We start from the raw sequence: 17,362 nt of genomic DNA, 5'->3' as shown, positions 1-17,362 counted from the left end.
ACGTTTCGGTTACACTCCTGACCCATGTTTACTCACGATGACGATGCGGCCAAGCCGCGCTTTCGCCCGGTGCCATGGACCGCACTGGAAACGCCCCAGGATGTGGAACTGTGGATTGCCGAGCACGACCTGGCGCTGAAGGAACACGTCGCACCGCAGGAAACCGGCTACGGCGTGTGTTTCAGCCTGGCCGAGGGCGGCGACATTTACATGCAGACCACCGAGGGCGCCGTTATCCTCGATGTTACACCTGAAGGCGATTGGGTGGAGCCCTTGCTGTGCGCCATCGCCGGCTGCGAGCCGCCCAAAGGCCGCCTGTGGACCCTGCCCGAGGATAAGCTGGTGCAGCTCATCCTTGGCTTGTCCGTACTGATCGCCACCACCACCCTCGTAGTAGGCCACAATTTCGGCCGTCGCCGTTCTTACTAAAGGATTCCTGATGCGCAAACCGTTGATCGCCCTCCTGCTGGCCGTGGCCGCGCTGCACGCCAATGCCGCCGACCTGCTGCAAACCGTCAAGGCGCGCGGCACGCTGAAAGTGGCCATGGAAGGCGTCTACCCGCCATTCAACTTCAAGCAAAAGAACGGTGAGCTGGCGGGTTACGACGTGGACGTGGCGCGCCTGGTGGCCAGCAAACTGGGGCTGAAACCGGAATTCGTCACCACCGAATGGGCCTCGATCCTGGCCGGCCTGGCCAGCAATAAGTACGACGTCATCATTTCCCAGGTCGGCATCAATCCCAAACGCGAGCAAGCCTTCGATTTCAGCGCGCCCTATATCTACTCATCGCCGATGCTGATCGTGCGCAAGGACGACAAGCACGATTGGACCTCGCTTGAGCAGCTGAAGGGCAAGCGCGTCGGCGCCGGGCAGGGCAGCGTGTACGAGATGCAGTTGAAGGCCGTGCCCGGCATTGACGTCAAAGGCTACCCGGCAGCGCCGGAAAACCTGACCGACCTGGCGCTGGGCCGCATCGACGCCGCCCTCAACGACAGCCTGATGACGGCCTACCTGCTGAAAACCACCAAGCTGCCGATCAAAGCGGGCGCCCGCGTTGGCGCCATCGAACGCATGGGCATTCCTTTCCAGAAGGGCAATCCCGAATTCAAGGCCGCGCTCAACAAGGTGCTGGCCGACGCCGCAGCCGACGGCAGCCTGAAAGCCATTTCCGTGAAATGGTTCGGCACCGACGTCAGCAAAGCGCCGTAAGCATGGATTGGCTGGAGCTGCTGCACGAGGCGGCACCCGTGATGTTGAAGGGCGCCGGCTACACGCTGGTGTTCGCGGTGGCCGCGATGGTAGGCGGGCTGGTGCTGGGCTTCCCGACGGCAGTGATGCGCATCCTGCCCTGGAAAGTGCTGCGCTGGCCGGCCAATGTGTACGTCAGCATGATGCGCGGCACCCCGCTGCTGGTGCAGATGTTCGTGATCTACTACGGCCTGCCTTCGGTCGGCATCGAATTCACGCCGGTCACTGCCGGCATCCTGGCGCTGAGCCTGAACGCCGGCGCCTACCTGTCGGAGAGCTTGCGCGGCGCCATCCTGTCGATCCACAAGGGGCAATGGTCGGCCAGCTTCAGCCTCGGCATGGGCTATGGCCAGACCTTGCGCTACGTGGTGATGCCGCAGGCCCTGCGCATCGCCGTGCCATCGATGAGCAACACCCTGATCAGCCTGATCAAGGATACTTCGCTGGTGTCGGTCATCACCATGACGGAACTGATGCTATCGACGAAGGAAGTGATTGCCACCACGTTCCAACCGTTGCCGCTCTACCTTGCGGCGGCCGTGATTTACTGGATTCTCAGCCTGGCGTTCGAGCAATTACAACGCTTTGCCGAGCAACGCTTGAACCGCGCGCATCGGCAAAGTTAGCTGCTCGACATTGTCACAAGGGCATGCTAGGCTGGAACCAATATGGATAAAGACCAGCATGCCAGGCAGGCGGAGCAGGTGACCGCCATCCGGCCGGCCGTCCCCGGCCTGGCTGGGATCGATGCGCTCTTGCCCGGTGAAGCCGTGCTGGCCGCCATGGGTGGCACCCCGCCCGCAGCCTACAGCGGCATGCAGCGCGCCAGCGGCGAACTGCAGCTGACCAACGACCAGGACTACTTCAACGATCTCTACCTGCTGGCCCCGGTCGGCTATTTCGTTCTCGCCAGCGACACCACCATCCTGCAGATGAACCTGGTCGGCGCCGACCTGCTCGGGCTGCCGCGCCAGAATCCCGAGGGCGTCCCGTTCCGCAACTATGTCGCGCAGCGCTTCATGGCGGATTTCGACGCTTTCGTCAGCAACAGCCTGGCCAGTGAAGAGCCGCAGCGCCTGTCGCTGCAGATGACGCGCGGACGTGGTGACCGCGGCTTTGCCGTCACCCTGCTGGGCAGCGGCACGCCCGGCATGTCGCAATTGCGCGTGGTGCTGGAGATGGCCGAGGGCAAATTGGCCGCGCTGGAACGAAGCGAAGAACGCTTCCGCCGCATTGTGCATAGCGCGGAGGAAGGCATCTGGGAAATCGACGCCTCGGCGCGCACCAGCTTCGTCAATCCCAAGATGGCCGCCATGCTCGGCTATACGATCGAGGAGATGCTGGAGCAGCCGCTGGTCACCTTCATGGACGATGAAGGGCGCGCCCTGCTCGAGCGCAATATCGCCCGCCGCCAACAAGGCATGGCCGAGCGCCACGAATTCAAATTCCTGCGCCGCGACGGCAGCGATATGTGGGCCACGCTGGCCACCAACCCGATCTTCGACTCCGACGGCAGCTACCTCGGCGCGCTGGCGCTGGTCAGCGACGTCACAGAGCGCAAGCTATCGACGGAGTTGATCTGGCACCAGGCCAATTACGACTCGCTGACAGCGCTGCCCAACCGCAATATGTTCCAAGACCGGCTCTCGCAGGAAATGAAGAAAGCCCGCCGCGAGGGGCTGTTCCTGGCATTGCTGTTCATCGACCTTGACCAGTTCAAGGAAATCAACGACCGCCTCGGCCACGAGATGGGCGACGCGCTGCTGGTGGAAGCGGCAGGGCGTATCGGCGCCTGCGTGCGCGCCTCCGACACGCTGGCGCGGCTGGGCGGCGACGAGTTCGTCGTAATCCTGCCGGGCCTCGACCATGTCACCAGCGCCGAGCGCGTGGCGCAGCAAATCATCGCCAGCCTGAACCGGCCTTTCATGTTAGGGGAGAGCACCGGATCGGTCTCGGCCAGCATCGGCATTGCCCTGCACCCCTCGGACGCCAACGACCCCGAGCAGCTGCTGCGCAACGCCGACCAGGCCATGTACGCCGCCAAGAATGCCGGCCGCAACCGCTACAGCTACTTCACGCCCGACATGCAAGCCGCAGCCCAATTGCGCCTGCGCATCACGCGCGACCTGCAGATGGCTGTCGCCAACGAACAGTTCGAACTGCATTACCAGCCCATCGTCAACCTGCATAGCGGCGCCATCGAACGCGCTGAAGCGCTGCTGCGCTGGCGCCACCCCGAACGCGGCATGCTGAACCCGGTCGACTTCATCGGCAGCGCCGAAGCCAGCGGCGTCATCCTCGAAATCGGCGACTGGGTGTTCCGCCACGCCGCCGACCAGGCCAAGCGCTGGCAGGACGAGCTGGGGCGCCCGTTCCAGATCAGCGTCAATCAGTCGCCGATGCAATTCCGTACCGGCCCCGAAGTGTTCGAAAGGTGGATGCAATACGTCGAACAATTGCACCTCGCGCCGCGCAGCATCGTGATCGAGATCACCGAACGCCTGCTGCTGGACGACAGCGCGCCCGTGGTCGAACGCCTGCGCCAGTTCAAATCGATGGGCTTGCAAGTTGCGCTGGACGACTTCGGCACCGGCCACTCGGTGCTATCGCACCTCAAGAATTTCGACATCGACTACCTGAAGATCGACCGCAGTTTCGTGATGGACCTGGCCGGCGACTCCGGCGACCTGGCGCTGTGCGAAGGCATCATCGTGATGGCCCACAAGCTCGGCCTGAAGGTAGTGGCCGAAGGCGTCGAAACCGAAACCCAGCTCAACCTCCTGAAAGCCGCCGGCTGCGACTACGCCCAAGGCTTCATCTACGCCCGCCCCATGCCCCCCGCCCAAATGGGCACCATGGCCCGCGGCCCCGCACAACTTGCTTGATTAAAGTCGGGGTCAGCTCTGGCAATCGGACATTTTCCGGTACGCACTGACTGCGCGGCTGACAGTTCGTACCGAAACTTGGCAGAAGGACGCGATCTCGAGCATCGTGTAATCATGAGAAAGATAGGCTTGCGCCATTGCTGCGTGCCGGTCCTGATAAAGCAGGAAGTAATCCGCCAATGGCCGCACGATTGCGTGCCGTTGCGTGCGTTTAATTTCCATTAAGTCGCCGCGGACTTGGTCTTGGGCTGCAAGCTCGCAGAACTCGTCGCTGCCTAGGAATAGCTGGTTGCGTACTGCGCGGAAGGGATTTTCTTGCCCTATGCCGGCCAGGACAAAGTCTTCAAATGTGCGGATTGCTTCTTCGCGACTATTGCCGAATTGTGCCAGCACGACATCGCGCTCGAGCCAGGTAGGCGCGTCAACTGATCCAATCAACGCGCCGTAGCTGCTCCAGAGCCAGTGGCCTGGGTGTTTCACGAGTCCGGCGCGCACGGGATTGAGGACAGTGTAGCGCGACAGTTCCATCAGGTATTCGCTCTCCTGGCAGAGGATGGCGTGGTAGCGTCCTTGAAATACGTGCCCAACCAATCGGTGTTGACGATTGAAATACTGCGAATAATTGCCATTGAGGTAGCGCATGCCGCGCGATAGCTTTCCTTGCCGGGTCGTCAAGACTAGGTGATAGTGATTTCCCATTTGGCAGTAGGCCAGGACACGGAAGTCGAAACGCTCGCAGGCTTCACCGAGCAGTGCAAGCCAGGTTAAGCGATCGCTATCGGTGCGAAAAATGGTGGATCGCCGGTCCCCACGTGCGGTGACGTGGTAGCAGGCATTGTCGTGCTCGATTCGCAAAGGTCGGCTCATGGACCAATTTTAGGCCCGGCCATTGAATAGAATTTTGCGTCCGCGCAATAAATGGCGGATTGCCAGAGCTGACCCCGACTTTTAACTTAGTCGTAACAGGGAGACGACGCGGTCGCGGTTGATGCCGACCAGGGCGGAGGTGAGGGAGACCAGGGCGGTGTAGCCGGGCTCGTTGGCGACGTTGGCGAATACTTCGGCCATCTGGCCCATGCCGACTACTTCGATTTCGGGCAACTCGCTTTGTACGCGCTGGGTGGCGACGGCCAGTTCCATGCGCACTTTGGTCAGGGCGGCTTCGACGTGGGCCAGGGCTTGCGTCACTTGCTGCAAGGTGGCGCGCATGGCTTCGGTGTCGCTGGTGCCCCAGCCTTCGGGCATCACCACCGGGGTTTCGGCTTCGGCCTTGATGCGGTTGAGCTGGCCGGCCGGGAAGCGGATGCCGGAGCCTTGCACGGCCAGCGAATCGCGCACGCCGGGCCAGGCGCTTTCCGGCGTCGTGAACACCAGCTCGCCATCCTTGTTGACCGAGACGCGCACGCCGGCCGGTGCCATCGCTTGGTCGAAGCGGGAAATGATCTCGGCGTCCAACAGGCCGGGCGCCAGGTGCACCGAGCGCAGGCCGGCCGTGCCGCCGCCGACCGAGATCGCCAGGGTTTCGCGGGCGCCGTTGCGCAGGTTGGCCAGTGTCATGCCGCGCACGGTGAAGCGCTGGGTCGATGGCTGGTTGGAGAAGTTCAGCTGTGCGTCGAGCGTGCCGCCGGAGGCTTGCGTGCGGCTGCGCCAGGTCTCGCTGAACTGGCGCACCCGTTGTTCCACCTGGCCGTCGCGCATGGTGCGGGTGGCGAGCTTGGCGGCGATGTCGCTTTTCAGGGCGCGCAGCTGGGCTGCACTCTGCTCAAGGAAGTCGATCGCTTGTTGGGCGCCCGAGACGTCGTTCTGCAGCGGGGCGTCCATATTGCTCAGGCCGCGGCGCAGCGGCGTCGGGGCTTTGCTGGGGGCGGGCTGGTCGATCGCCGTGCTTGCGTCCGCCAGCGTCGTCTCAGGCTGGCCGGCCGCCGGATTGGCGGTGGCGCGGGCGGTGAGGCCGGTAGTGCTGGGGCGCTGGGCGATTTCCATGATATTTACAGTACGTTAAACAGCGACAGGCCGCTGACCTTCGAATACGCCTGGTAGGTCGCTTGTAGGGCGCTATTGTAACCAGACAGCTGGGTGGCCGCGAGGCCGTAATCCAATTGTGCGATATCGGTGATGGCGATCTTGTTCGACAGGCTGACGTTGCCGTGGTTGTTAGCCAGGGTTTCCATCACGTTCTGGGCGCCGCCGAACTGAGCGATCTTGCCCGCGATCAGTCCCAGCGCCGTGTCGCTGCCGTCCAGTGCAGTTTTCAATACGCCTTGCAGGATCGGGTCGCTGGCGCTGACAGTTGGGCTGGCCAGCATGCTGATGGCGACATCGAGCTGGTTCAGGTAGTCTTCCATGCCGTCCACGGTGACATTGGCGGGCTGGGTGATGCCGTTGCCGACCACCACTTCCTGGGTGCCGTTATTGCCGGTGAAGCTGTAGCGAGCGCCGGGGGCGGCGGCGGCATTCAGGGTCAGCGCGGGACTCGAGGTCAGGGTGCCGGAGAAGATGTACTTACCTTCCTGGTCCTTGGTATTGCCGTTGAAGTACAGCGAGTCGCGCAGTGCCACCAGGCTGTTGACCATGGAATTCAAGTCGGCAGACGTGTTGGAGCCGTCCGAGGCCCAGACGAACAGGTCGCGCGCGGGCGCCCATGTCGTCCACCATCGAGCTCAGGTAGGTTTCGTTCTTGGACAGGCGGATTTTCACCGCGCTGATGTTGTCGACGTATTGGCTGACGATGTTCTCTTCACGGCGCAGGCGCGACAGGCGCACATTGGCAATCGGCTCGTCGGATGGCACCTGGATCTTGTTGCCAGTGGCCATCTGCTCGGTCAGCTTGGCGATCACCGTCTGGTTGATCTGCAGCGAGCGGTTCATCGATGCCTGAAACTGGCTGGAAGCGATACGCATTTCAATAATCCTCAGAACAGCGCCAAGGTGGCGTCAAACAGGGTGTTGGCCACGGCGATCACTTTCATGTTCGCCTGGTACATATTCTGGAACTCCACCAGGTTGATCGCTTCCTCGTCCTTGTTGACGGAGCTGGTTGCGGCCCAATCGTCTTCCGACTGCTGGCGGATGGTGCTGGCGGTTTCCAGCAGCGACTGGTTCTGGCCGCTGTCGATCGCCAGCTTGCCTACCAGCTGGGTGTCGGCATCGCCCACCAGCACGGTGCCGATCGAGGCCAGGGTGATCGGCTGGCCCTTGATGGCGATCAGGTCTTGCAGGTTCTTGCTGTCGCCTGGCGCGCCGTTGGACGAGAAAGCCAGGTCCTGGGCCTGGATGCCCGGCACCAGGCCGAGGATGCCGCCGGTGCCCGTGGCGTTGAACGAGAACAGGGCGGTGCCCGGCGTGGCGGTACCTGGCAGGCCGTCGGGCTTGTAGCCGGCGGCGAGGGTGGTATTGACCTTGGTTGCGAGCTGGTTGGCCATATCGAGAAGCGATTGCTGCAGTGGCTGCAGGGTGTTCTTTTCAAAGTCGCCGATGCCGCCGAGCTGGCCGCCCACCTTGGTGTCATCCAGGCCGAACGTGGTGCCGGCAAATTTCAGCTCCAGCGAGGCGGGCGTGGTCGAGGTGTTCATGGCCATGGTGCCGGCCAGGTTGCCGACCACCAGCGGCTGGCCGCTGCGCAGGGACACGCTGCGGCTGCCGTCGGGCTGTTCCAGCACTTCCACCGACACCAGGTTGGCAATCGAGTCGATCGCGCGGTCGCGCTCGTCGACCAGGGCCGAGGTATTGGTGCCGAGCGAGGCGGCCTGGCTGATGCGGTTGTTCAGGGCGGCGATATTGGCGCTCAGGGTGTTCAGTTGCGGCAGCATGGCGTCGCGCTGCTGCGTGATCGAAACCTGCTGCTGGCGCGTGACGTTGTAAATGCTGTTGAACGATTGCGCCATGGCGTTGGCGGCCGTCAGGACCTGCTGGCGCAGCGGGGTCGACACCGGGTCGACGCCGGCCGCATTCAGGGCGCGGAAGAACTGGTCGACGCCATTCGACAGGCTGGTCTGTTCATCGCCCATCACGCGCTCGAGTTGCGTGAAGTAGGGCTGGGATTGGGTGCGCAAACCGAGTTCGGAATTGGCGCGCCACAATTGCTGGTTCTTGTATGAGTCCGAGTAGCGCAGCAGCTTGCTCACTTCGACGCCGAAGCCTGGGCCGCCGGAACCGGTGGCGGGGGCCACTGCCGACAGCAGTACGCCCTGCCGGGTATAGCCCTTCGTTTGCAAGTTTGCAATGTTCTGGCTGGTCGTGTTGATGGCTGCTTGGGCGGCCAACGATCCCGACAGTGCATTGTTGATAATCGACATGGTGCAATCCCTTTGGCTGGACCGTTGCTCAATGGCATCTTTAGCCCGTTAACGAGTAAAGGCGACCGCGCCGGTGGGGAGATTAAGCGTCGGTCGGGTTTTTCTTGGATAAAACTGGAATTTCTTGTGGGGAAGCTCCCGCGGCCGTAGCCGGCGGGGCGGATGGCTGCGGGGCCGGCAACAGCTGGCGCAGGATGGCGTCGGCGATGCCGAAGGCACGGCGGCCGGCCAACTGGTCGGCCACCATATTGTCCTGCCATGTCCAGCATGTCGCTGTTGATCGAGTCTTTATAGATGCTGTCGTCATCGGCCATGGCCTTGGTGGCGTCGCGCATCTTGTGCAGGGTCTGGGCGATGAAGAAGCTCTCGAACTTGACGGCGGCACCGGTGGCCTTGTCGCGGTAGCGCGCTTCCTCGGTCTGCGGGGCAGGGGCGGCCTGGCCGAGCTTGGCGTCATCGGTACCGATGTCCAGCTGGCGCACCGGCAGGGGCAGGAAGCGGCTGTCCATCAGATCACCACCAGTTCGCCTTCGATGGCGCCGGCCTGGTCGAGGGCTTGCAAGATTGCCATGATGTCGTCCGGCGTCGCGCCCAGGCTGTTGACCACGTCGATGATGGCTTGCAGCTTGGCGCCGGCCGGCCATTTGAACATTTGCGGCTTGGCTTCGTTCACCGCCACATTCGATTGCGGGGTGACCACCGTCTGGCCCTGGCTGAATGGCGCCGGCTGGCTCACTTTCGAACTTTCCGAAATGACCACCTTGAGCGAGCCGTGGGTCACGGCGGCCGCCTTCACGCGCAGGCCGTCGGCGATCACCACGGTACCGGTGCGCGAGTTGAACACCACTTTCGGGATGTCCTGGCCGACCTCGATCGGCAGCGCTTCCAGCTTGGCCATGAAGGCGACGCGCTGGGTAGGATTGTCCGGCGCCAGGACGTCGAATGCCGGTGCCGTCTGCCGTGCTGGCCACGTTGCCGAACTTGCGGTTGATGGCTTCCACGATATTGGTCGCGGTTTCAAAGTTCGGCTGCTTCAGCGACAGGTGCACCGATGGTTTGCTGGCGAAGTCGCTGGCGATCTCGCGTTCGATCATGGCGCCGTTCGGGATCCGGCCGGCCGTCGGGGTATTGACGGTGACCGAGGAGCCGCTCTTGCCGGCAGCCGACAGGCCGCCCACCACCACATTGCCTTGTGCCAGGGCGTAGACTTCGTTGTCGGCCGCCTTCAGCGGGGGTCAGCAGCAGCGAGCCGCCGCGCAGGCTCTTGGCGTCGCCCAGCGAGGATACCGTGACGTCGATCGGCTGGCCGCGCCGGTAGCCGGGCGGGAACACGGCGGACACCATCACGGCCGCCACGTTCTTGGACTTGGCGTCGGCGCCGTCCGGCATTTTCACGCCAAATTGCTTGAGCATATTGACCACCGACTGGCTGGCGAACTTGACCTGGGTCGAGTCGCCGGAACCGTTCAGGCCGACCACCAGGCCATAGCCGACCAGCGGATTGTCGCGCACCCCTTCGATGGCGACCAGGTTGCGCAGCTGCGGCGCGGCGCTGGCGGGGAGGGCGATGGCCAGCAGCAGCGCTGCCACAAACCGGTAAACCTGGGTCAGACCCAAGCCGGATGGGCCGTCCCGTCTGACCCGCTCGAGCGGGCCGTCGCGTGTCGGGTCTGACCCTTGGGTCAGACCCTGGTTTGCCGGTTTTGAAACGGAACATATCCATCACCTCAGAAAGGCATCAAAGGGCCAAGGAAGAAGCGCGTCAGCCAGCCTGGTTGGTTGGTCTCGGCCAGGGTGCCCTGGGCGCCGTAAGCGATGCGCGCATTGGCAATCCGCTGCGACGACACCTGGTTGTTGGCATCGATATCGGCCGCACGCAGGAAGCCGCGCAGGCGCACGAATTCTTCGCCCTGGTTCAGGGTCAGCACTTTTTCGCCGGCCACTTTCAGCAAGCCGTTCGGCATCACTTCCTGCACGATCACGGTGATCGCGCCGCTCAGGGCATTCTGCTGCGTGCTCTGGGCATCGCCCTTGAAGCCGCGCTCGGCCGAAATATCGACGCCGGCCTTGGGGAAAGTCTTGCCCAGCAGGCCAGGGGAGGCGATGCCGACGCTGGAATCCTTGGCCAGGGTGGTGCCGGCACTCTTCGATGCCTGCGTGGTTTCCAGCAGGATCACGGTGACGATGTCGCCAACGCGGAAGGCGCGGCTGTCCGACACCAGCGAGATGCTGCTGTCCGGATTGAAGACGCCGCCCGAGGTGCCGCGCGGCAGCGCGGAACGCGAACAGGGCAGGCGCTTCGTCGTAGGGCGCTGGGCGCACGGTCGGTTGCAGGCTGGAGCAACCAGCCAGCAGGGACCAGGGCCAGCGCGGGCAGTGCGGTTTTCATCAGCGTGCGGCCTGTGCCAGGTACTGCAGCATATTATCCGCTGCTGTCAAAACTTTGGGTGTTCATTTCGTAGGTGCGCTGGGCAGCGATCATGTCCACCATCTCTTCCACCACCTGCACGTTGGAGCCTTCCAGCGCGCCCCTGCTTGAGCTTGCCGAACTGGGCGTCGCCTGCGCGGCCTTCGGTGGGGGGCGCCGGAAGCCGGGGTTTCGGCGAACAGGTTTTCACCCAGGGCCTGCAAGGCCGGTCGGGTTGATGAACGAAGTCAGGGTCAACTGGCCCAGTTCGGTCGGCGTGGCATTGCCTGGCACCGTGGCCGACACGGTACCGTTTTTCGCCAATGGTGATGGCGGTGGCATTGGCCGGCACGGTGATTTGCGGCACCAGCGGCAGGCCGGAGGCATTTACCAGCACGCCGTCCTTGTCGACCTGCAACTGGCCGGCGCGGGTGTAGGCCGGTTCGCCGTTCGGCCGGCGCACCTGCAGGAAACCATTGCCCATCACGGCCACGTCGAGCGCGTTATTGGTGGTTTGCACATTGCCGTTGGTGAAGATCTTCTGGGTGCCCACCAGGTGGGTACCGTTACCCATCTGCACGCCCGATGGATTCAGGGTGTTGTTGTCGGCGCGCTGGGCGCCCGGCTGTTGGTCGATCGAATAGAACAGGTCTTCGAACACCACGCGGTCGCGCTTGAAGCCGACGGTATTGGCGTTGGCCAGGTTGTTGGCGATAGCTTGCAGCTTGGCGTCTTGCGCCTGCACGCCGGTCTTGCTGATCCACATTGCTGGATTCATCGGGATTCTCCTGTTAGCCGCTAATCAGTTTATTGCCGACCGAGGTCATGTCGTCGGCGGCCTTGAACAATTTCATCTGGATTTCAAAGGTGCGGTTCAGGCTCATGACGGCCACCATCTCTTCCACGGCGGTCACATTGGCGCCTTCCAGGTGGCCGGCCCGCACTTGCACGCTCGGGTCGGTGGCCAGCAACTGGCCGTCGCGCGCCACCAGCAAGCCCGCTTCATTCTTGGTCAGCTCGGACGCTTCGGCGCGCACCAGCTTGAGCTTGTCGATCACCTGCATTTCGGCATTGGCGGTCGGGCCCAGGATGGACACGGTGCCGTCCTGGCCGATCTCGACCTTGCGGTGCAGCGGCAGCGTGATTGGGCCGCCTTCACCCAGCAACTGCATGCCGTTGACGGTCAGGGTGCCGTCGGCGTCGAGGGTGATGGCGCCGGCGCGGGTATACGCCTCGCCGGTCGGGCCCTGCACGGCCAAGTAGCCGGGGCCGGAGATCGCTACGTCCAGGTCGCGCCCGGTCTGGCGCAGCACGCCCTGGCGGTCGGTCACGGCATTCGACTGCATCTGCGACATGTGGCGGTCGTCGTAGCCGTAGCCGGGCAGCTTGGCAGCCTGCGCCAGCTCGAGGTTGGCGCGGAAGCCGTTGGTGTCGAGGTTGGCGAGGTTGTTGGCGTGCACCTGCTGGCCACGCATGGCCCGCTCGGCGCCGCTCATCGCGGTATAGATCAGCGCGTCCATTCAGCGGCCTCGCTTACAGGGCTTGCATCAGCGACTGCAGCATCTGGTTCTCCGCGGTGATGACCTTGGAGTTGGCCTGGTAGTTGCGCTGCGACGTCATCAGGCTGACCAGTTCCGACGTCACGTCGACGTTGGAGGTTTCCAGCGAAGCGACGGTCAGCGCGCCGGCGATGCCCTGGCCCGCTTCGGACAGGTTGGCGTTGCCGGACTGGACGTTCGCGGTCCAGGACGTTTCGTTGACCGGGGTCAGCGAGTCTTCGTCAGGGAAGGTGGCGATGGCCAGGCGGGCAATGGCTTGTTTTTCGCCGTTGGAATACTTGGCCACTACATTGCCGGCCTGGTCGAGTTCCACGCCCACATAGCTGCCGGCCGCGTAGCCGTCGGCGGCGTTGGTCGAGGTGGTCGATTCGCCTTTCTGGAAGGTGGTGCCGGTGTAGTCGATCTCGACCGTCATGGCGGCGGCCGGGGCCGCGCCAAAGCTCAGGTTGTGGGCATAGGAGGCGCCGCCGTTTGCAGTCAGGTCGAGCTGGCCGTTGGTGTCGAACACCAGGGTGTAAGGCGAGCCGCCGCCGGCGCCCAGGTCGGTGCCGTCCACCGCCGAATACACTTTGACGGTGCGCGCGGCCGGGTCTTTCACGAAGTACTGGGTCACGGTGTGTTCATTGCCCAGCGAATCGTGCAGCACGGTGACCTTGGACATGTTGTACATGTTTGCGTCCGGCACCACGGCTGGAACGACGGTGGCGTTCGGCAGCTTGGTGGTGATATTGCCGGTCGGTACCGTCCAGTCGGCCGACATATTGGCGACGAAATCGATATTGGTGGTGGCCTTGGCGGTCAGCAGGTTGGTCGGCACCTTGATGTCGCCCATCGGGCCGGCCAGCAGGCTTGGCGGGGTCAGCTGGAAGCCCTGCACCTTGCCGCCTGCGCTGTTGACCAGGAAGTCGGTGGCATCCTTGGTGAAGATGCCGACGCGGGTGTAGTTGGTCTGGCCGGTGGAATCCTTGGCCACGAAGAAGCCGCGGCCATTGATCAGCGCGTCGAGGCCGCGGTTGGTGGCCTGGATGCCGCCGTTCAGGCCGATCGACTGGGTGGTCGAACCGATGTGCACGCCGGTCGGCTGCGCGCCCGCGTGCAGCGACGCGAAGTTGGCGCGGCTGGACTTGAAGCCGTAGGTCCCGGCGTTGGCGATATTGTTGGAAATCGTACCCAGTTGCTCGTTAATGGCCTGGATGCCGGACAAAGCGATATCGAAACTCATGGCGAGGACCTTTCGTTAAATGACGGTAGTCGGGGCTTTGCCCCGGAATGCGGTAATGGCCGAGGGCGATACTTCGCCCACGGTATCAATCTTGACGGTAACGCTACCGGCGGCGCCGACTTGAACACTGTCGAGGCGGCCCAGCACGGCCACCGGCGCGCTCGGGTTGCTTTCGCTGGCAATGCGCATCGAGTAGCTGCCGGCTGGCAGGCCCAGCGCGGCCGGGTCGATGCTGAACTGGTGGGTGCCTGCCGGCAGGGTGCCCATCACCACTTCGTACTGCTGGCCGTTGCTGCCGGTCAGGACCAAGCTGGTCTTGGTCGAGTTGTTGGCCAGGGTGGCCTCGCCCGTCACCTTGTGGCCGTCGATAGTCACCTGGCTGGACTGCACCATCACGTCGGAGCCGACCTGGGCACCCATCGCCAGCACCTGCATCGATTGCAGTACGGAGGCGTTGGCGGTGGTCAGGTTGGCCAGGTTCTGCAGCGCTTCGGTCTGCGACAGCTGGGTCAGTTGCTGGACGAACTGGGCCGGGTCTTGCGGCGACAGCGGGTCCTGGTTCTGGATCTGGGCCACCAGCAGCTTGGTGAACATGTCGCGGCCCTCGTTGGAGGCGCCGTTCAGGGCCACGCCGGCCGGGTTGCTGTTTTGCGCAGCCGCGTTAGTGAACAGGTTGGTTTCCATCAGGATTCACCGAGTTTGAGCAGGGAAGCTTGCATGCCGCGGATGCGGCCCAGCACTTCCACATTGGTTTCAAAAGCGCGCGATGCCGACATCATGTCGGTCATCTCGGCCACCTGGTTGACGTTGGGGTAGAACACCATGCCGTCGGCATTGGCCAGCGGGTTGCCCGGTTCGTACACCTTGCGCAGCGGCTCGGCCGATTCGACCACGTCCAGCACCTGCACCCGGCCGCCGGCCGCGGCGTCGAGGTTGTCGTCCATCACGGTGGCAAACACCGGCTTGCGGGCGCGGTAGGTTTCGGCCTCGCTGCCGGCCACCGAGTCGGCATTGGCCAGGTTGGAGGCAACCGTATTCAGGCGCACTGTCTGCGCCGCCATCGCCGATCCGGCAATTTGCGCAATGTCTTTGAAACTCATGGGAGATCCCCTTATTGACCGTTGATGGCCTTGGCGATGCCGCGCAACTTCATATTGATGAAAGTCAGGCTGGTTGCGAAGTCAGTTGCATTTTGCGAGAAAGCGGCTTGCTCCACGCCGATTTCGACCGTGTTGCCATCGCCGCTAGGGTGGTAGGGCACGCGGAACTTGGTCTCGCCGTCACCGTCCAGAACCGGCTCGCCCGCCAGTTCTGCCTCTACGCGCGCCAGCGATTCCTTGAAATCGATATCCTGTGCTGAGTAGCCGGGCGTGTTTTCGTTGGCGATATTGGAGGCCAGGACGCGGGTGCGCTGTGCACGCAATTGCAATGCATCCGCATGCAAACCTACTGCGTCCTTGAAATTGATAGCCATCGTTTCTCTCCTCTGGTAATGTCCCAGCGAATTCGAATTTACATACTAAAGGTATTGCCCATGTCCAACAATCCTATTGTACAGGTTTTCGGCGGACTATTGCTCATAGGAATTTTAAATTGCCGTGTTGCAACTGCTTCAACAATGGAAGAATTGCTAAGCAAAGTGAAACTAGCTGCAGAAAATCAATTGAAAAACAATGCAGAAAGTCAACGCTGGTCGGAGCCGAAGTTCGATGTCGAAGTGGTAAGGACAAATCGCGCGATTCCCGACTGTCCCTCTGAAACGCGGGTCGAGAGCCTGGACCGGCGCGGCATGGCGCGCATGCGCTTCGTGGTGATTTGCCCAAGCTTGCAAGGTTGGCGTTATGAGTTCATTGCCAAGGGCAAGGTATCGGCAAACGTTGCAGTGGCGGCCACGGATTTAATTTCCGGAAAAATTCTGTCGCCTTTAGATTTGTTGCGGGTGCGCCACGATATCAGCTTGATTCCCGATGCTTTTTCGGAGCTTGGCGAGTTGGAAGGGATGGCGGCGCGGCGCAGTATCCGCGCCGGCGAAGTGATCCGGCCGAATATGTTGGCAGCGCCACAACTGGTCAAGCGCGGCGACCAGGTGCGCATCGTCGCCCGGCGCGAGCAGATCGAAGTGTCGATGGCGGGCGAGGCGCTGGACAATGGCACGCGCGGCGCCATCATCCGGGTCAAGAACAGTAGCGGCACCCAGATCCGGGCGCGCGTTATTGAGGCGGGGACTGTGGAGCCTGCTGACTTGCCTTGATGCTGGCCGCGACGCGGCCCAGCTTATCGGCGTAGGCGGGATCGGTGGCATAGCCGCCGGCCTGCAGCGCGTGGGCAAAGGCTTGCGCATCGCTGCCGGTATTCAGGGCGCGCCGGTAGCGTGGATTGTCGAGCAGCAGGCCGGCATAGTCTTCGAACGAGCCGGCCAGATCGCCATAGCCGCGGAAGCGTTCGTTGCGGGCGTGCGCCACGCCGTCTTCCACTTCCAGCGTGTCCAGTGCCTGCACCGCGCCTTGCCAGTTGCCGCCAGCCTTGATGCCGAACATATTGTTGCCCGGCGCATGACGGCCCCAACCTGATTCCAGCGCCGCATGGGCGGCCACCAGTTCCGGCGCCACGCCAAGGCGGGCCGCGGCGGCTTCCGCATGGGGCCGGATCGCTGCCAGGAACGCTTGCTGGGCTTCGTTGGGAACGCTGCCTTCGGCGATTGCTTCGCTGCCGCCCATGGCGCGTGCGGCCAGGCGGGCGCGCAGGGCGGCGCCGTCGGCCGTCAGGCTATTGCCGGCGCCGGCGCCGGCTGCGGCGCCAGACGGGGCGTCGGCCGAGGCGATGTAGCGCGCCACGTCGGCATGCACCTGGCGGAAAGTGGCGCTGCCGGCGCCGTTGGCTGTCGCTGCGCCGGCCATGCCGGCATTGGCGGCCAGCGCAGGGCTGAAGGCGGCCGGCAGCGCAGGGCGCGTGGCGCTCATATTGCTCACGGTGGCCGCAGTCGCCCGGGTCGGCGCTGTGGCGGCTGTAAACGCCCGTAAAGGCGTGAATTCAGACCGGCTCATAGGTTTGATCGTCGCCATGCAGCACGCGCTGCATGATGGTGTATTGCTCCGCCAGCAGGTCGGCATTGCGGCGGCCCATTTCGCGCGCCGTCTGCACCATGCCTTCCAGTTGCGCCCAGTCGGCCTCGAGGCGCGCACGCGCTTCGGGCTTGAGCAGGGCGAACACTTGCTCCATGGAAGGCTGGGGGCCGATCAGGCGGGTCGCCAGGTCGACCCGCTGGGCGCGGCGCGCTTCCAGTACATCGACCAAAGCGCCGATTTCTTGAGCGATTTCGCCCAGGCGTTCGCTCTGGTGCCGGATCGCCGCTTCAAACTGCTGGGCGATCAGGTCCAGCATCTGCTGGTAACTTTGCAAGTCCGCCTTGATGCCGTCGAGCAGCATCTTCATGGCGTCCTGGCGTGACAGGTCTTTCACTGCTCGCCCCGGTGGAACTTCTGGATCAGGCCGGCCAGCTTGCCGGCGTCGAACGGTAGCTCGCCCTTGGCCAGGGCGTCGCGCAATTGGGCCACGCGCTCGTGGTCGATGTCGCCCATTTCCTGCATCGCTTTCATGGCAGGCTGCAGCACGGCCGATTCCAGCTCGCGCTGGGCGGCCGGGGCGGTGGACGGGCGTGCCGCTTCGGCCGGCGCGCCGTCGGCGACGGTCTGCACCGGGGTGCCTGGGGTGGAACCGGAAATCCTCATACGGTTTCCTCTTGACT

The 17,362-nt window shown here is 63.5% G+C and carries 20 protein-coding genes and 2 pseudogenes; 5 read left to right on the top strand and 17 right to left on the bottom strand.

Going from position 1 to position 17,362, the window contains the following annotated elements:
• Positions 1-24 precede the first annotated feature (24 nt).
• From ACQ4MM_RS10530 to ACQ4MM_RS10515, 4 genes are read left to right on the top strand one after another with little or no spacing between them, the layout of a single operon-like run.
• Positions 25-429, top strand: a complete 405-nt coding sequence (locus ACQ4MM_RS10530) for a hypothetical protein (protein WP_431477345.1) — start codon at positions 25-27, stop codon at positions 427-429.
• Between the two features lie 10 nt (positions 430-439).
• Positions 440-1,210, top strand: coding sequence for a transporter substrate-binding domain-containing protein (locus ACQ4MM_RS10525; RefSeq protein ID WP_431477318.1), 771 nt, complete (start codon positions 440-442; stop codon positions 1,208-1,210).
• A 2-nt stretch (positions 1,211-1,212) separates the two neighbouring features.
• The gene (locus tag ACQ4MM_RS10520; RefSeq protein WP_431477317.1) at positions 1,213-1,875 is read left to right on the top strand and encodes an amino acid ABC transporter permease; all 663 of its coding nucleotides are present in this window, start codon (positions 1,213-1,215) and stop codon (positions 1,873-1,875) included.
• A gap of 42 nt (positions 1,876-1,917) precedes the next feature.
• Entirely contained in the window at positions 1,918-4,134 is a 2,217-nt protein-coding gene (locus ACQ4MM_RS10515) for a putative bifunctional diguanylate cyclase/phosphodiesterase (RefSeq protein WP_431477316.1), read from the top strand.
• Positions 4,135-4,146: 12 nt separating this feature from the next.
• Here the strand turns inward: ACQ4MM_RS10515 and ACQ4MM_RS10510 are convergent, their stop codons facing one another.
• From ACQ4MM_RS10510 to flgB, 14 genes and pseudogenes are all read right to left on the bottom strand, one after another.
• Positions 4,147-4,989, bottom strand: a complete 843-nt coding sequence (locus ACQ4MM_RS10510) for a transposase (protein ID WP_431477315.1) — start codon at positions 4,987-4,989, stop codon at positions 4,147-4,149.
• A gap of 93 nt (positions 4,990-5,082) precedes the next feature.
• Positions 5,083-6,117 (bottom strand): hypothetical protein, encoded by a 1,035-nt coding sequence (locus ACQ4MM_RS10505; protein WP_431477314.1) that lies wholly within the window; start codon positions 6,115-6,117, stop codon positions 5,083-5,085.
• Between the two features lie 5 nt (positions 6,118-6,122).
• Positions 6,123-6,707, bottom strand: a complete 585-nt coding sequence (locus tag ACQ4MM_RS10500; protein ID WP_431477313.1) for a hypothetical protein — start codon at positions 6,705-6,707, stop codon at positions 6,123-6,125.
• On the bottom strand, positions 6,637-7,035 hold the full coding sequence (locus tag ACQ4MM_RS10495; protein WP_431477312.1) for a hypothetical protein: 399 nt from the start codon (positions 7,033-7,035) through the stop codon (positions 6,637-6,639). The genes ACQ4MM_RS10500 and ACQ4MM_RS10495 overlap by 71 nt, the downstream gene beginning before the upstream one ends.
• Before the next feature lie 11 nt (positions 7,036-7,046).
• Positions 7,047-8,429 (bottom strand): flagellar hook-associated protein FlgK, encoded by a 1,383-nt coding sequence (gene flgK / locus ACQ4MM_RS10490; protein WP_431477311.1) that lies wholly within the window; start codon positions 8,427-8,429, stop codon positions 7,047-7,049.
• A gap of 82 nt (positions 8,430-8,511) precedes the next feature.
• The gene (locus ACQ4MM_RS10485) at positions 8,512-8,676 is read right to left on the bottom strand and encodes a hypothetical protein (protein ID WP_431477310.1); all 165 of its coding nucleotides are present in this window, start codon (positions 8,674-8,676) and stop codon (positions 8,512-8,514) included.
• Between the two features lie 261 nt (positions 8,677-8,937).
• A pseudogene (locus tag ACQ4MM_RS10480) lies at positions 8,938-10,046 on the bottom strand (flagellar basal body P-ring protein FlgI).
• A 110-nt stretch (positions 10,047-10,156) separates the two neighbouring features.
• The gene (gene flgH, locus ACQ4MM_RS10475) at positions 10,157-10,723 is read right to left on the bottom strand and encodes a flagellar basal body L-ring protein FlgH (RefSeq protein ID WP_431477343.1); all 567 of its coding nucleotides are present in this window, start codon (positions 10,721-10,723) and stop codon (positions 10,157-10,159) included.
• A 94-nt stretch (positions 10,724-10,817) separates the two neighbouring features.
• Positions 10,818-11,614 (bottom strand): annotated as a pseudogene (gene flgG / locus ACQ4MM_RS10470) (flagellar basal-body rod protein FlgG).
• 13 nt (positions 11,615-11,627) lie between these two features.
• Entirely contained in the window at positions 11,628-12,356 is a 729-nt protein-coding gene (locus ACQ4MM_RS10465; protein WP_431477309.1) for a flagellar basal body rod protein FlgF, read from the bottom strand.
• A gap of 13 nt (positions 12,357-12,369) precedes the next feature.
• Positions 12,370-13,617, bottom strand: coding sequence for a flagellar hook protein FlgE (locus ACQ4MM_RS10460; protein WP_431477308.1), 1,248 nt, complete (start codon positions 13,615-13,617; stop codon positions 12,370-12,372).
• A gap of 15 nt (positions 13,618-13,632) precedes the next feature.
• Positions 13,633-14,301, bottom strand: a complete 669-nt coding sequence (locus tag ACQ4MM_RS10455; protein ID WP_431477307.1) for a flagellar hook capping FlgD N-terminal domain-containing protein — start codon at positions 14,299-14,301, stop codon at positions 13,633-13,635.
• Positions 14,301-14,717, bottom strand: a complete 417-nt coding sequence (gene flgC / locus ACQ4MM_RS10450; RefSeq protein ID WP_090436448.1) for a flagellar basal body rod protein FlgC — start codon at positions 14,715-14,717, stop codon at positions 14,301-14,303. Before flgC ends, ACQ4MM_RS10455 begins: the two co-directional genes overlap by 1 nt.
• Positions 14,718-14,728: 11 nt before the next feature.
• Positions 14,729-15,091, bottom strand: a complete 363-nt coding sequence (gene flgB / locus ACQ4MM_RS10445; RefSeq protein WP_431477306.1) for a flagellar basal body rod protein FlgB — start codon at positions 15,089-15,091, stop codon at positions 14,729-14,731.
• 60 nt (positions 15,092-15,151) lie between these two features.
• On the opposite strand from flgB, the gene flgA reads away from it, so the two are divergent.
• Complete coding sequence (gene flgA / locus ACQ4MM_RS10440) at positions 15,152-15,868, top strand: flagellar basal body P-ring formation chaperone FlgA (protein ID WP_431477305.1); 717 nt, start codon at positions 15,152-15,154, stop codon at positions 15,866-15,868.
• Here the strand turns inward: flgA and ACQ4MM_RS10435 are convergent.
• Genes ACQ4MM_RS10435 through flgM form a run of 3 tightly spaced genes read right to left on the bottom strand, consistent with a single transcriptional unit; the run spans position 15,828 to position 17,345 of the window.
• Positions 15,828-16,661, bottom strand: a complete 834-nt coding sequence (locus ACQ4MM_RS10435; protein WP_431477304.1) for a glycoside hydrolase family 73 protein — start codon at positions 16,659-16,661, stop codon at positions 15,828-15,830. The two genes, flgA and ACQ4MM_RS10435, sit on opposite strands and share 41 nt — an antisense overlap.
• Positions 16,648-17,076 (bottom strand): flagellar export chaperone FlgN, encoded by a 429-nt coding sequence (flgN, locus tag ACQ4MM_RS10430; RefSeq protein WP_431477303.1) that lies wholly within the window; start codon positions 17,074-17,076, stop codon positions 16,648-16,650. The genes ACQ4MM_RS10435 and flgN overlap by 14 nt, the downstream gene beginning before the upstream one ends.
• The gene (flgM, locus tag ACQ4MM_RS10425) at positions 17,073-17,345 is read right to left on the bottom strand and encodes a flagellar biosynthesis anti-sigma factor FlgM (RefSeq protein WP_431477302.1); all 273 of its coding nucleotides are present in this window, start codon (positions 17,343-17,345) and stop codon (positions 17,073-17,075) included. The genes flgN and flgM overlap by 4 nt, the downstream gene beginning before the upstream one ends.
• Positions 17,346-17,362 lie beyond the last annotated feature (17 nt).

The organism is Massilia eburnea, from assembly GCF_050709955.1.
Classification (GTDB): Bacteria; Pseudomonadota; Gammaproteobacteria; order Burkholderiales; family Burkholderiaceae_D; genus Rugamonas; species Rugamonas eburnea_A.
This window is presented reverse-complemented; position numbering and strand designations above follow the sequence as displayed.

Excerpts from the sequence above, each read along its gene's own strand:
- ACQ4MM_RS10515 (WP_431477316.1), top strand. The coding sequence starts at position 1,918 with ATGGATAAAGACCAGCATGCCAGGCAGGCGGAGCAGGTGACCGCCATC.
- ACQ4MM_RS10525 (WP_431477318.1), top strand. The coding sequence starts at position 440 with ATGCGCAAACCGTTGATCGCCCTCCTGCTGGCCGTGGCCGCGCTGCAC.
- ACQ4MM_RS10435 (WP_431477304.1), bottom strand. The coding sequence starts at position 16,661 with ATGAGCCGGTCTGAATTCACGCCTTTACGGGCGTTTACAGCCGCCACA.
- flgB (WP_431477306.1), bottom strand. The coding sequence starts at position 15,091 with ATGGCTATCAATTTCAAGGACGCAGTAGGTTTGCATGCGGATGCATTG.
- flgM (WP_431477302.1), bottom strand. The coding sequence starts at position 17,345 with ATGAGGATTTCCGGTTCCACCCCAGGCACCCCGGTGCAGACCGTCGCC.
- ACQ4MM_RS10485 (WP_431477310.1), bottom strand. The coding sequence starts at position 8,676 with ATGGTGGCCGACCAGTTGGCCGGCCGCCGTGCCTTCGGCATCGCCGAC.
- flgK (WP_431477311.1), bottom strand. The coding sequence starts at position 8,429 with ATGTCGATTATCAACAATGCACTGTCGGGATCGTTGGCCGCCCAAGCA.
- ACQ4MM_RS10495 (WP_431477312.1), bottom strand. The coding sequence starts at position 7,035 with ATGCGTATCGCTTCCAGCCAGTTTCAGGCATCGATGAACCGCTCGCTG.
- ACQ4MM_RS10520 (WP_431477317.1), top strand. The coding sequence starts at position 1,213 with ATGGATTGGCTGGAGCTGCTGCACGAGGCGGCACCCGTGATGTTGAAG.
- flgC (WP_090436448.1), bottom strand. The coding sequence starts at position 14,717 with ATGAGTTTCAAAGACATTGCGCAAATTGCCGGATCGGCGATGGCGGCG.
- flgA (WP_431477305.1), top strand. The coding sequence starts at position 15,152 with ATGTCCAACAATCCTATTGTACAGGTTTTCGGCGGACTATTGCTCATA.
- ACQ4MM_RS10465 (WP_431477309.1), bottom strand. The coding sequence starts at position 12,356 with ATGGACGCGCTGATCTATACCGCGATGAGCGGCGCCGAGCGGGCCATG.
- ACQ4MM_RS10460 (WP_431477308.1), bottom strand. The coding sequence starts at position 13,617 with ATGAGTTTCGATATCGCTTTGTCCGGCATCCAGGCCATTAACGAGCAA.
- ACQ4MM_RS10505 (WP_431477314.1), bottom strand. The coding sequence starts at position 6,117 with ATGGAAATCGCCCAGCGCCCCAGCACTACCGGCCTCACCGCCCGCGCC.
- ACQ4MM_RS10500 (WP_431477313.1), bottom strand. The coding sequence starts at position 6,707 with ATGGTCAACAGCCTGGTGGCACTGCGCGACTCGCTGTACTTCAACGGC.
- ACQ4MM_RS10455 (WP_431477307.1), bottom strand. The coding sequence starts at position 14,301 with ATGGAAACCAACCTGTTCACTAACGCGGCTGCGCAAAACAGCAACCCG.
- ACQ4MM_RS10530 (WP_431477345.1), top strand. The coding sequence starts at position 25 with ATGTTTACTCACGATGACGATGCGGCCAAGCCGCGCTTTCGCCCGGTG.